Annotated in this window: 9 protein-coding genes; 1 reads left to right on the top strand and 8 read right to left on the bottom strand. The window is 40.3% G+C overall.

All coding sequences use genetic code 11. The features are described from left to right. Positions 1–115: 115 nt before the first annotated feature. Positions 116–1,969, bottom strand: coding sequence for a dihydroxy-acid dehydratase (gene ilvD, locus WMO13_RS03820; protein WP_034855517.1), 1,854 nt, complete (start codon positions 1,967–1,969; stop codon positions 116–118). A gap of 244 nt (positions 1,970–2,213) precedes the next feature. Continuing rightward, entirely contained in the window at positions 2,214–2,675 is a 462-nt protein-coding gene (locus WMO13_RS03815) for a YchJ family protein (RefSeq protein WP_051396165.1), read from the bottom strand. A 249-nt stretch (positions 2,676–2,924) separates the two neighbouring features. Between WMO13_RS03815 and WMO13_RS03810 the strand changes: the two genes are divergently transcribed. Then, positions 2,925–5,495, top strand: a complete 2,571-nt coding sequence (locus WMO13_RS03810) for a ComEC/Rec2 family competence protein (protein WP_342386908.1) — start codon at positions 2,925–2,927, stop codon at positions 5,493–5,495. Between the two features lie 29 nt (positions 5,496–5,524). Here WMO13_RS03810 and WMO13_RS03805 read toward each other — a convergent pair whose 3' ends face one another. The 6 genes from WMO13_RS03805 to WMO13_RS03780 all read right to left on the bottom strand — a co-directional run bounded on the left by WMO13_RS03805 (position 5,525) and on the right by WMO13_RS03780 (position 13,241). Then, entirely contained in the window at positions 5,525–6,286 is a 762-nt protein-coding gene (locus tag WMO13_RS03805) for a DeoR/GlpR family DNA-binding transcription regulator (protein ID WP_026878678.1), read from the bottom strand. Between the two features lie 636 nt (positions 6,287–6,922). Further along, positions 6,923–8,347 carry an Asp-tRNA(Asn)/Glu-tRNA(Gln) amidotransferase subunit GatB gene (gatB, locus tag WMO13_RS03800; protein WP_026879148.1) on the bottom strand — a complete coding sequence of 475 codons (1,425 nt, stop codon included), beginning with the start codon at positions 8,345–8,347 and terminating at the stop codon, positions 6,923–6,925. 149 nt (positions 8,348–8,496) lie between these two features. Next, entirely contained in the window at positions 8,497–9,948 is a 1,452-nt protein-coding gene (gene gatA, locus WMO13_RS03795; RefSeq protein WP_026879149.1) for an Asp-tRNA(Asn)/Glu-tRNA(Gln) amidotransferase subunit GatA, read from the bottom strand. Positions 9,949–10,161: 213 nt separating this feature from the next. Continuing rightward, positions 10,162–10,449, bottom strand: coding sequence for an Asp-tRNA(Asn)/Glu-tRNA(Gln) amidotransferase subunit GatC (gatC, locus tag WMO13_RS03790; RefSeq protein ID WP_026879150.1), 288 nt, complete (start codon positions 10,447–10,449; stop codon positions 10,162–10,164). 24 nt (positions 10,450–10,473) lie between these two features. Then, positions 10,474–10,767 (bottom strand): cbb3-type cytochrome oxidase assembly protein CcoS, encoded by a 294-nt coding sequence (ccoS, locus tag WMO13_RS03785; RefSeq protein WP_034855890.1) that lies wholly within the window; start codon positions 10,765–10,767, stop codon positions 10,474–10,476. After that, positions 10,764–13,241 (bottom strand): heavy metal translocating P-type ATPase, encoded by a 2,478-nt coding sequence (locus tag WMO13_RS03780; protein WP_026879151.1) that lies wholly within the window; start codon positions 13,239–13,241, stop codon positions 10,764–10,766. The genes ccoS and WMO13_RS03780 overlap by 4 nt, the downstream gene beginning before the upstream one ends. Positions 13,242–13,285: the final 44 nt, after the last annotated feature.

The following is a 13,285-nucleotide window of genomic DNA, read 5'->3' as shown; positions in this document are numbered from 1 at the left end:
TATTTAAAGACTATTTAATATCTCATTCTATTACTGCTATTTGAGATAACATATTGAGTTAAAAACCTTCTTTTATAAAAGAGAGGATTAAATAGATTTTTTTTAAGGCTCAATTTTACTTCAATTGCTCTAACCGCGAAACATCACGTACTGCTCCAAAAGCAGCTGAAGTAGCTAATGCGCCATAAACTTTAAGTGCATTTGATACCTTACGAGCCCGTACTTCCGCAGGTTTAAATCCTTTTGCTCGTTGTGCTTCTAGTCTTACCTTTAATGTTTGTTCATCAACATTTAAATGAATTGAGCGATTAGGAATATCGATAATAATCTCATCTCCATTCTCAACAACCGCAATTAATCCACCATCCGCAGCTTCTGGCGAAACATGTCCAATAGAGAGCCCTGAAGTACCGCCTGAGAATCGACCATCTGTTAAAAGTGCACACTCTGCATCGATCTTTTTACTCTTCAGATAAGAAGTGGGATAGAGCATCTCTTGCATACCTGGTCCCCCTTTCGGGCCTTCATACCGGATAATAACCACTTCCCAAGGTTTTACTTCATCACCTAAAATTCCGGCAACAGCACTATCTTGACTCTCATATACACGTGCTTTACCGGTAAATTTAAGGATTGAGGCATCAACTCCAGCTGTCTTGACAATACAACCATCTGTCGCCAAGTTACCATAGAGAATAGCAATCCCACCATCTTGACTATAAGCATGAGCGATATCCCGAATACAACCACTTTCCCGATTGAGATCGAGCGAATCAAAATAACGATCTTGTGAAAAAGCTTCTGTAGTACGAACACCGCCTGGTGCTGCACGATAGAAATCATGATGTTTTTCAGAGCGAACAATATCCCACTCATTTAAGGCTTCTTTTAATGAGGGTGCAGCAACTGTCGGCTGTTCTGTATGCAATAATCCTGCTCGATCTAATTCACCTAAAATACCGTAGATACCGCCGGCACGATGGACATCTTCCATATGGTAGAGATGCGTTGATGGCGAGACTTTAGAAAGATGTGGCACTTTACGAGAAAGACGATCGATATCTTGCATTGAAAATGGGACATTGGCTTCGTGGGCTGCGGCTAATAAATGAAGTACAGTATTACTAGATCCGCCCATTGCGATATCGAGCATCATCGCATTTTCAAATGCTTTAAAATTAACAATAGAGCGAGGCAATACTTGATCATTGCCATTCTCATAATAATCTTTTGTGATCTTCACAATCGTTCTTGCCGCTTCTAAAAAGAGCTCCTTCCGACGCGCATGCGTTGCTAATAATGAACCATTTCCCGGCAATGAAAGCCCTAAGGCTTCTGTTAAACAGTTCATTGAGTTTGCTGTAAACATCCCTGAACATGAACCACAGGTTGGGCAAGCCGCGCTCTCAATGGCAGAGACTTTATCATCTGGCGCATCATCACTTGCCGCCATTACCATCGCATCTACGAGATCGAGTTTTAAATTCTCACCCTCCCACAAGACTTTCCCCGCTTCCATCGGGCCACCTGAAACAAAAATAGTCGGGATATTGAGTCTTAATGATGCCATTAACATCCCTGGCGTAATCTTATCGCAGTTTGAAATACAGATTAAGGCATCGGCACAATGGGCATTGACCATATATTCCACAGAATCGGCAATCAAATCACGACTCGGCAATGAATAGAGCATTCCGTCGTGCCCCATTGCGATTCCATCATCAACGGCAATGGTATTAAATTCTTTTGCAACACCGCCTGCCGCCTCAATCTCTCTTGCAACCATCTGCCCTAGATCTTTTAAATGAACGTGACCTGGTACAAATTGTGTAAATGAGTTCGCGATCGCAATAATAGGCTTTTTAAAGTCCTCATCTTTCATCCCTGTAGCACGCCATAGTGAACGCGCACCTGCCATATTTCGACCTTGAGTGGATGTATGTGACCGATATTTAGGGTTGTGAACCATTTTCTTTCCTCTGTGTATTATTCTATAGTGTTAAAAAGTTAGTTATTACTGTCTCAACTTGGTCATCTTTTCACGTATCTTATTAAAATTACCACTATCAAACTTGAATTGAAATAGATGACTCGAGTAATTTAGTGCAAATAGCTATCAAAAAATAGCACTCAAATTTAATAAGCAATACTGAATAAGTAATACGCATCAGAAGTGATCCCTAGTAGTTACCGCAAAAATGATCAGTGGGTAGTCACTGATCAAGGAAAACTCCATCAATATACCGTAGTTGATTCTCTTCCTGAATAAATCGACTCTTCTCCCGAAATTTCCCAACCTTTCCATCAAAGCGGTAACGGGCTTCAAATGTCACATAATCTACCTTTTGTTCTGTTATGGGATCTATATTCGATTCAGTTGCCAATATCTTGAGATAAAACCATTGAATATCTTGTTGATCTTCAATGACTGCCGGCCTTGTACTGCTATGCCAACTTGCCAAAAGATAATCCGTTAAATTCAGCGCAAAGGCGGAGAAACGGGAACGCATCAATGCTTCCGCTGTTAGCACACTCTTTGCCCCTTTATGGTAAGGCTCACAACACTCACAATATTGAGGCAATGAATCTTGCCCGGTTGTAGCCTCGCTCACACGGCAAGGACAGATTAGACCGGAACCCTGCTTTTTCTGTTTTTTATTTATTTTCTGACCCATCTTCTATCTCCATCTTCTGCCCCATATTCTGTTCTACGCCTCTAATTTTGATTCTTGAGTTAAGCGATATGCTTCCCCCATTTATGCAATTATAACTATGCTTTAAAGAAACATAGATAACTACGCATTTCTCATTCCCCAATATTTTTAACCTATCGTATGATTCTAATCGCACTCTCTTTGACGCTTACCGCTCTCTGGCTAATCTTATCCCCTTGGAATTCGACCACTACGGAATTTACTCTCTTTTTGAGTATAGCATTACTCCTCTTCGGGCTGATTATTGCTCTCATAAAACGCCATACAATAGCGATCGCAAATAGCTTATTTCTCCTCATAGGAATGTTAATAGCACTCTTTATCTATCCACAATATTTATCTGAATATCGGCAAATTCAACATCACTTACCCTTACAGATCGAGAGTGAATTTACCGTTTTACGAAATCATTCCCCAACGAGTACCACTATTGAGATCACGCAAGTTAAAATGATACAAGCACCTGAAGATACTGATCTTTCATCCCCGTTATCAGAAATGCTACGGGGTGCAGAAGTGACGCTTTACAATATTGCTCCAGAAATTAAAGCAACACTGCAAGAGGGAGCTCACTATAACGCAATCATCGACATTAAACCCCGCATTATTCGCAATATTCCCGGTAATCGAGAACGGATTTTATCGTATCTCGCTAGAAAAACAATAGGTTACGGTAGACTTAAAACAGATCCTATCCTCATCTCTCCCCCAAGTACAATCTCGCAGCTAAGAAGCAACATTGCCTCTTATCTCTCCTTAAATTACAACAATAGTGCCTATTTAAGTGCGCTATCAGTGGGTAAAACAGCTGAATTAACGCAATACGATTGGCAAGCGCTTCGGAAAACAGGTACGATTCATCTCGTTTCAATCTCCGGGCTCCATCTCTCTTTAACGGCCTTTTATGCTTTTATTCTGTTTAGAATCCTCTTTGGGCTTTTACAAGTGCGATGCATAGAGCCTTTTCGGCTGGCGGCGATTCTTGCGATTATTGTCGCGTGGAATTATGCCCTTTTAGCAGGAACGAGTCTACCCACCATTCGAGCTGCCATTATGTTCTCTATTGCAATGCTCACACTGATTATCAATCGACCTATTTTTAGCCTTCATAGCGTGGCATTAGCGCTTCTCATCATTCTGTTATGTATGCCTCTTGCAATCTTAACGGCTGGATTTTGGCTCTCTTTTGTGGCTGTTATAACTTTAACACTCTCCACGAGGATATTTCAATCTCCGATAAAAGCACTATTACTCACGCAATTAGCCTTATCCTTACTACTCATTCCTCTCACTGCTAGCTTCTTTGGGGAAATTTCTCTAATTAGCCCCGTTATCAATCTGATCGCCATTCCGTGGACCTCGATTATGGTAATGCCAGCGTTGTTAGTGGGTATTATCCTCTACTTGGTCTCGCCCATATTCGCGCACCCATTTCTCCTTGTGGCTGATCAAGGGATTACGGTTCTAAAATATTTAATAATGCAGAGCGCGCGCCTACCTTATGCCTCCATTGAAGTTGGGCCAATTCCGCTTTTTATCGCAGTATTAATCACTTTAAGCTTATTAATATTGCTCTATCTATTCCCTTTTATTCGGCACGCAATCTCACGATTATCAGGCTTTCAATACCGCTTTCACTTAAAAGGGAACCGTTCTAGTAGACACTCCACTATTCAATTAAGGGGCAAGGTTGTAACAATCTGGATTGCAGTAATGATTACAATGGTGATTACAATAATCATCTCCTTTCATCTCTTCTTTTCTGATGTTGATAAAACCATTCTATCGAGCGTTTTATTTCAGAAAGAAAGTATCCAACGATCTCAGTTAGTAGCTAATCATTCCCGTTCTGATGAAAAGCAGATGATCGGAACAGATGAGTCGGATCACGATAGTTCAACGACCTCTACAACAACTGATTTCCAACTCTCTATGTACCAATTGCCGGTAGGTGAAGGCCTCTCGTTCTTATTAGTAATGCCAGATTTCACACTGCTATTTGATACCGGCAATCGCTTTCGCCAATTTGATGCGGGGAAAAATATTATTCATCCAACGCTCAAAAATCTCAATATTACCCATATTGACACGCTTATTCTCTCTAAACGTAATCAACAGCATATTGGCGGTACGCAAAGTATTTTGACCGCTTACCCTGATACGCCTATTTGGACGTTACCTGCTTTACAGAGCTATATCAATCAGGCCGGCAATTGTCGGCAACTACAGGCTGTAAATCCCCACTATACGATCAAGCCTTTATCAATGATCAAAAGCAGTTGTGCTTTTCATATCACCCTCTATAGGATGATCGATCTCTATCTAATTGCCGATATTGAAGATCGAGAATGGCCGGCGACACGGAAATATATCGAATCAATCCAGCAGCAATCGCCCGAAAGACAGATTGTACTGCTCTACCCTAATCAGGGCCGGCGTTACTTCCCTATTCACTCTCTCTTTGAGATGCCCGGCGATACGACATCACATAGTCCATCTTCTAATCAATTTACTCACAATATACCTACCCTCAATAAATCTATCGTAGAATCCACTGTAGAATCCGCTCATCAACCCATTATTCTTTTTTCCACGAGAGCACTTAACTCCAAAATTGATACCGTGATGCAACGTTATCAGCAACCCATCTACAATAGTTATCAGAGTACGATTTCACTCCACTTTAATTACAATAATAAAAAGGCGAAGTCCCTATTAGAACTTCGCCTTGAAGATTATCGTGATCAATATCGTTACTATTGGTTACAAGTAGCAGAGTAACATTCTAATCAGATACAGATATCTCATCGCTACTCAGCAGTAATGAGTGTGATGTTGCGATTATGTAGCATCATCGTAATATCAGTAGGAAGTGATTTATCCGTAATAATTGTATCAAATACACTAATAGGTAATGCTAAATATGTGGCAACCGCACCATATTTACTATTGTCTGCCACTAAAATTAAGCGTTTAGATACATCAGGTAAAATCCGTTTAATAGGAACTCGATCTTCTGTTGGTGTTGAAATTCCTTTGATTCCCCAAGAAGCTGTAGAGACAAAAGCGATATCAATGAGATAATTTTCAATTCCTCTCGCTGCGCTCTCACCAATACTACAATTAGTTTTGTTACAAACTGTACCACCTGTGTGAATCAACTTACCTCGACCATTTTCGATCAAATAGTACATAATGATAAAATCATTGGTAATGATCGTCAGATCTTCCCGATCCTTAATTTGACGCGCAATAGCTAATGTGGTGGCACCAGAATCTAAAAAAATACAACTATTTTCAGGAATTTCTTGTGCGGCTAATGCACCAATGAGACGTTTTCCATCCTCATTAATCGTCTCTTTTACTTTATGTGATAACTCCGATGAGAGACGCTCAGCTGCTTTTACACCTCCAGAGACAGTAATCACCTTCCCCTGCTTTTCAAGCTTCTGCAAATCTCGACGAATAGTCATGTGAGATACATCTAGTAACTCAATTAACTCATTAATGGTAGCAATACCTTTTTCTGCCACTACCGATAATATTGCTTCATGTCTTTCTATGGGGATCATAGCGTGCCTCGCTTCTGTTCTGCTAACCTTTAATTAAAGCCTTGTGATAAAATAAGTGAGATCCTAATAGGATCTTTAATAAATTTAGACTTAATTAAAGCTGAATATTATAGTTAATAACTTTATTATATAAATAGCCTAAAATTATCAATAAAATTAATAACAGTGATGCTATTTATTAAAATTCACTAAATTTTCTATCTTTTTAATAAATTTAATAAACTTTACATACAAATAATAACAAAATTATTTATATATTCAAATAAAATTGTCTACAATTTTTTTATTGTATAGCAAATATTAACAAAACTCTCTATTTTTAATTTTACAAAAACAGTTGCCATTCCTGTTTTTACAGGTCTAATCCACCTTAATACTTGATTTATAATAAAATTATTTTTTATAAAACTATTTACAATATGCATGGAAGCATTAAAATTAAGCATCATTAGATCGATAAATGATCTATTAAAATAGATGATCCAAAAGAAAGCCCTCAAAAGATAGTGATCTTTTAAGGGCTATTTGTTATTTTTTTTAAATTTACAACTTATTACACCAATTTCTTTGCATAAATATATTTTTATAACGAATTTATACAAAAATTAGAGGTACAGAGTAAAATTTATTCACTGATTAGCTCAGCTTTTCAGAAATAAGCGCATTTATTGCCGCAGGATCTGCCTTACCTTGACTCAATTTCATCACCTGACCCACAAAGAATCCTAAGATTTTTGTTTGTCCTGATTTGAATTGCTCCACTTGTTTTGGATTTTTCGCAATCACTTCATCGACCCAAGCTTCAATCGCACCTGTATCGGTCACCTGTTTCAGGCCTTCCGCTTCAATAATCGCATCCGCTGTTGCTTGACGCTCAATCATTAAAGTAAAAACTTTTTTCGCAATACTATTAGAGATTGTTTTATCTGCAATTCTCGTCAAAAGTCCAGCTAACTGTTCAGCAGTCACAGGTAGAGCATCAATCGTAATATCTTGCTCATTTAAGTAAGCAGACACATCCCCTAACAACCAGTTCGCTGCACTCTTCGCATCGACATCAAAAGCAAGTAAAGCCAAGAAATAATTAGACATTGCGCGTGATTGAACGATCACGCCGGCATCATAATCTGATAGATCATATTTCTCCATCAATACTGATTTCAATGCTTCCGGCATTAAGGGGAAGTTAGCCTTAACCGCTTCAATACGCTCTTCCGGGATAATGATCGGTAGAAGATCCGGATCGTGGAAGTAGCGGTAATCATTCGCTTCCTCTTTGGCACGCATTGAGCGTGTCTCGTTCTTGTCAGGATCGTAGAGCCGCGTCTCTTGGACAATTGAACCACCTGATTCTAAGATCTTAATTTGACGCGCCACTTCATAATTAATCGCCTGCTCAATAAAGCGGAACGAGTTGATATTTTTAAGCTCTGTCCGCGTTCCTAAAGGTTCACCGGGGCGACGTACAGAAACGTTTGCATCACATCGGAATGAACCTTCCTGCATATTACCATCACTAATATCAAGCCAAGTCACAATCTGATGTAATTGCCGTAAATAGCTAATCGCTTCTTCCGCAGAACTAATATCAGGCTCGGTTACGATCTCAAGTAGTGGTGTTCCTGCACGATTCAGATCAATTCCGGTCATTCCCGGCACTTCTCCGTGACGAGAACTCCCTGCATCTTCTTCTAAATGTGCGCGATTAATACGAATCTTTTTAGGGCCATTTTCAGTCTCAATCATTAAATGACCATCATAGACGATTGGTGCATCCAACTGACTTGTTTGATAACCTTTCGGTAAATCAGGGTAAAAATAATGTTTCCGTTCAAAGATTGTCCGGCGTTCAACATTTGCATTGGTCGCAATCGCAAGACGAATCGCCTTATCAATCACAGCATCATTTAAAAGCGGTAACACACCGGGTAAAGCAATATCAAAAATCCCCGCTTGTGTATTCGGCGGTTGCCCATACAGCGTACTTGTACCCGAAAATAATTTCGTTTTTGTCGTTAACTGAGTATGGACTTCTAGCCCAATTACAATTTCCCAACTCATTTATCATCCTTTTTGCGCTCTCTTATTGAGCGCGATCATTTGTAGTAATACAAATATTGTGTATATATTATGTATATATTATGTATATATATGCTTTACTACTTAGTTCACTCTATTTTAATAGTTCGATTAACACTCTCAGCTTCGTCTTAAGCGAAGTCTGCTGGGCGTTTCTTATGCCAATCACTATTTAATTGATATTGGTGTGCAGCGGCTAATAACCGCGCCTCATCAAATGCTCTACCAATTAATTGGAATCCAACCGGCATATTATCACTCATTCCCATAGGATGACTTAATGCAGGTAAACCCGCTAAGTTCGCACCAATGAGGTTTGCATCAAACAGTGAATTTTGAATACTAGAAGCTTTGTGATCTTTACTAAAAGCCCCGCCGGCAACGGTAGGCCCTGCGATGAAGTCCACCTCTTTTAAAATTTCCTGATATTCATTGGCGATTAAGCGGCGAACTTTCTGCCCTTTAATAAAGAAATCTTGATAGAGAACTTCGGTCTTCGCATAAGTCCCCATTAAAATACGGCTCTTCACCTCTTGACCAAAGCCTTCTGTACGTGTGCGATCATAGAGCTCTTCTAGATTTTGCACATTCTCCGCCCGATAGCCATAACGAATGCCATCAAATCGAGAAAGGTTACTCGCCGCTTCTGCCGGCGCAACCACATAGTAGACAGGCGTGACAAGATCGTGATACTTAAGATCTACTTCCACAAACTCAGCACCTAATTGACGATAAATTGCAAGCGTCTCATCAATCGCTTTTGCCGTCGCCGCATCTAAACCACAATCGAAGAAAGCTTTCGGTAATGCAATTTTGATCCCTTTTAGAGAGAGGTCAAGCATTTTAGAAAATGCTGGCAATTCCCGATTTGCAGATGTTGGATCTTTCGGATCATAACCCGACATTCCCTCGAGGACAATCGCACAATCTTCCGCACTTTTCGCTAAAACACCGCCTTGGTCAAGGGATGATGCAAAGGCGATCATTCCAAAACGAGAAACGCGGCCATAGGTGGGTTTAATGCCAGTAACACCGCAGAAACTTGCAGGTTGACGAATTGAGCCCCCCGTATCTGATCCCGTTGCCGCTAATACTAACCCTGCCGCTACCGCTGCTGCCGATCCACTTGATGAACCGCCGGCCACGTGATCTGTGTTCCAAGGATTATTGGTAACACCGTAAAAACTTGTTTTACCGGTTGAGCCCATCGCGAACTCATCCATATTCACTTTACCAAATGAGACTGCCCCTTGTGCTCGTAAATTCTCTACAATCGTAGCATCAAAAGGGGGCGCATAATTACTCAACATTTTAGACGCTGCCGTTGTTAAAACGCCTTTTGTAGAAATCAAATCTTTATGGGCAATAGGAATGCCTGTTAAAAGGCCGGTCTCTTTTTTAGCAATCGCTTCATCAGCGGCTTTTGCTTCTGCTTGTGCATTATCAAATGTCGTTGTAATAAAGCTATTGAGCTTCGGCTCTAAGGTTTCAATTCGTTGTTGAAAATAAGAAGCTACCTCAGTAGCAGATACCTCGCCACGATCTAACTGTTGACGAAGTTCAGAAATTGTCTGTGTATGCATAATATACTCTTTTTTAATCTAAATGTTTTAACCTCATTATTGCACGCTTTGATTACTATCTATCACAATCTATTACGATGTTGATAATATGCGTATGAGGTTATTGCTCGATAGATTTCCTTTTAAATCCCATTCATAATCAATCATTAAGGATAATTGAATAATGAGTGGTTGAAGCTTATCTACCCTTGCAAACAGTATTCACTGAAAATCTTAATCAAGAACTTGTGGTACGAGATAAAGGCCATTTTCAACACTTTGAGAAAGCTTTTGTAACTCATCGCGCTCATTTTTGACAGTGACAACATCCGCGCGAAGCGTTAATGTCGCATCAAAAGGATTCGTCATCGGCGCAACACCCTCTGTATCAACCGTTCTAATATCACGGATCACTTCGGCCATATTTTCAAGGCGGATCTGTTGAGACATTACTTTATCTTCATCAATGTGTAAGTGGGCTAAATAAGCTAACCACTCAACTGTCTTATGATCTATCTTCATCTTTTTCCCTTTTTGCTGAAGTTTTTAGTGTTTCTCTTGTTCACTACTATTCTGATTCTCTGAATTTATAACATCTGTAGTGGACATTGAAGCGGCATCATCTGCGAGATCTTTTGTGACATCTTTTGTGACATCTGCAGCCTTATTCTTTGAGTCATCTTGTTTTAGAGGACGAATATCTTCATCGAATAGAATTTGATGTGCCGGCCCTTCCATATCGTCAAATTGATCAGATCGAACTGCCCAAATGAAAGCATATCCTGCTGCAACCATTCCTGCTAATGTCAATGGCAGTAAGATAAATAGTGTGCTCATCATTCTTTACGTCCCTCCCTTATTCTTAGGGTGTTCCCTACTACAATCAGTGAACTCATACTCATTCCAAGTGCCGCCATCCACGGTAGAACAATACCGCTCATCGCACAAGGAATCGCTACAATGTTATATAATAACGCCCAAAAGAGATTTTGCGTAATAATTTTATCAGTACGCTTCGCGATCTTAAGCCCTTCTGTCAAAGGCGTTAAATACTGATCGCTCATCAAAATCATATCCGCTGTAGATTGCGCTAATAAAGCACCTTGCCCAATTGCAATCGAGACATCAGCTTTCGCTAATACCGGCCCATCATTAATCCCATCTCCAAGCATTGAAACCACTGCACCCTTAGCTTGTAAATCCTCTACATAAGCGAGCTTATCCTCCGGCAGTAGATCACCTTTCGCCACTTCAATCCCTAATGTCTCATTAAAGAGATTTACCGTTGCTTGGCGATCACCACTTAGTATATGTAAACGATAACCTTGATTACGCAATACCTGTACCACTTCAACAGTATCAGATTTGAGATGATCTAAAAGTGAAAAGGCCATCAATAATTGATCCCCAACGCCTAAACCTATCCAAACACCATCATTGAATTGTCGTTGCTTCTCTGTAAACGGCGGAAGATTAAACCAATCTAATCGACCAATTTTATAGGTAACCCCATTAATCTCCCCACTAATGCCGCGCCCCACAGTGTGATGTAAATGAGTCAAGGGTAGAAGCTGTACTTCATTTTCATAAGCCCATTGGCTAAACCCTGAAGCAATTGGGTGATTAGAAGATGCTTCTAAAGTTGCCGCAATTTGATGCAGTTCAAATTCACTATATTGATCGGTAAAAGAGATCACTTCATTAATTGTCAAACGGCCTTCTGTCAAAGTCCCTGTCTTATCAAAAACAATGTCGGTCACTTTCCCTAATGTCTCGAGTGCGCCGGCACGAGTCGCAATTAAGCCCTTCTCAATAATTGCCTGATTTCCGGCACTTAATGCCGAGGGCGTTGCTAAGGCTAAGGCGCAAGGACAAGAGACTACTAATACCGCCAAAGTGACGGCAAAAGCTTGAGAAGCACCATCAAGATAGTACCAAATTGCAAAGGTGACCACACAGCAGATAAGTAGTCCTAGGACAAAGTAAGTTGAGATAATATCAGCCAGTTTAGCGATCTTTGGCTTTTCACTCATAGAGCGATCAATTAAGCGAGTCATCTGTGACAATACTGTCTCGGCACCAACCGTAGTGACTTCCATTTTAAGCGGTTGTTCATAGTTTACCGAACCGCCGATCAGCGCATCTCCCCGATGTTTTTCCACCGGCAGACTCTCCCCTGACAACAGAGACTCATCCACCATCGCAATCTGATCGAGTAAAATACCATCAACGGGAATACTATCGCCGGGCTTAATCATCAATTGATCCCCCACAGCAAGCCGATTAGTCGCCACTAACTCCAGAGAGCCATCCGCCATAATGCGTTCAGCAAAATGCGGTTTTAATTTTAAGATATCATCAGAGATTAGTAATGATTTATGGCGTGCACTTGTCTCTAATACTCTAGCTCCGAGCAGTAAAAAGACAAACATAGTCACACCCTCATAGTAGGTTTCACCAATCCCCATTATTGTGTTATATGCACTCCAGAGCGTCCCTGCAATCACAGCAATGGACACATTCACATTCATCGTTAAGCGTTTATTTTTCAGATCATAATAAGCGGCTTTATAAAAACTTCGACTTGAATAGGTTGCACAAGGAATTGTCGCAAAGAGACTAAACCACCGTAGTAATGAGTAGGAACTCTCCGACATATCTCCCGAATAATAGCCAAAATAGAGCGCTACAGAAATTGTCATGACCTGCATAGAAAAAAGCGCTGCAATTCCAAATTCCATCAACAGTGAACGCCACTCTTTTTTGAGTCTTCTCTGCTCTAATTGCTCATCATAAGGCGTTCCTTGATAACCGAGTGCTAAGATCTCTAGCAAAATCTCTGAAATTTTGATCTTCGCCGGATCAAAAGTTAAATGAGCACGATGAGTGGTCAGGTTAATATCAAAACGCTCAACGCCATCCAATCGTTTTACACTATTTTCAATCAACCAAGCGCAAGCAGCACAGGTCATTTTATCAATAATCAGATAGGCATTTGCAACCGTTTTCCCCTCTTTATCAGTGGATTTTGCAATAAATTGAGTTGCGATATCAGGATGATCATAAAAATGCATCTCTTGCTTTAATGATTCAGGAATCAAATTCATCGCAGTTTCAGGGCGTACAGCGGCTTCGGAACGAAAATCATAATAACGGGTCAATCCCGATTGATCGATCATCTCTGCAACTGCTTTACAGCCGGCACAACACATAGGCTGCGCAACTCCCTGTATTTCTGCTGTAAATGGCGCCTTACCGGTAATCGGTAACTCACAATGGTAACAAGAAATTCGTTCTTTTGTTGTTCCTGTCATACCCTTTTGCCCTTTTGCCCTTTTGCCCTTTTCATTCATTTCAT

The sequence above is a fragment of the Ignatzschineria larvae DSM 13226 genome (genome assembly GCF_038500265.1).
GTDB classification, from domain to species: Bacteria; Pseudomonadota; Gammaproteobacteria; order Cardiobacteriales; family Wohlfahrtiimonadaceae; genus Ignatzschineria; species Ignatzschineria larvae.
Note: the sequence above shows the minus strand (reverse complement) of the source record. Positions and strands in the feature narration are given on the sequence as shown.

Bases quoted from the DNA above. Each gene is read 5' to 3' on its own strand.
- WMO13_RS03805 (WP_026878678.1), bottom strand. From the start codon at position 6,286: ATGATCCCCATAGAAAGACATGAAGCAATATTATCGGTAGTGGCAGAA.
- ilvD (WP_034855517.1), bottom strand. From the start codon at position 1,969: ATGGTTCACAACCCTAAATATCGGTCACATACATCCACTCAAGGTCGA.
- WMO13_RS03815 (WP_051396165.1), bottom strand. From the start codon at position 2,675: ATGGGTCAGAAAATAAATAAAAAACAGAAAAAGCAGGGTTCCGGTCTA.
- gatA (WP_026879149.1), bottom strand. From the start codon at position 9,948: ATGCATACACAGACAATTTCTGAACTTCGTCAACAGTTAGATCGTGGC.
- gatC (WP_026879150.1), bottom strand. From the start codon at position 10,449: ATGAAGATAGATCATAAGACAGTTGAGTGGTTAGCTTATTTAGCCCAC.
- gatB (WP_026879148.1), bottom strand. From the start codon at position 8,347: ATGAGTTGGGAAATTGTAATTGGGCTAGAAGTCCATACTCAGTTAACG.
- WMO13_RS03780 (WP_026879151.1), bottom strand. From the start codon at position 13,241: ATGACAGGAACAACAAAAGAACGAATTTCTTGTTACCATTGTGAGTTA.
- ccoS (WP_034855890.1), bottom strand. From the start codon at position 10,767: ATGATGAGCACACTATTTATCTTACTGCCATTGACATTAGCAGGAATG.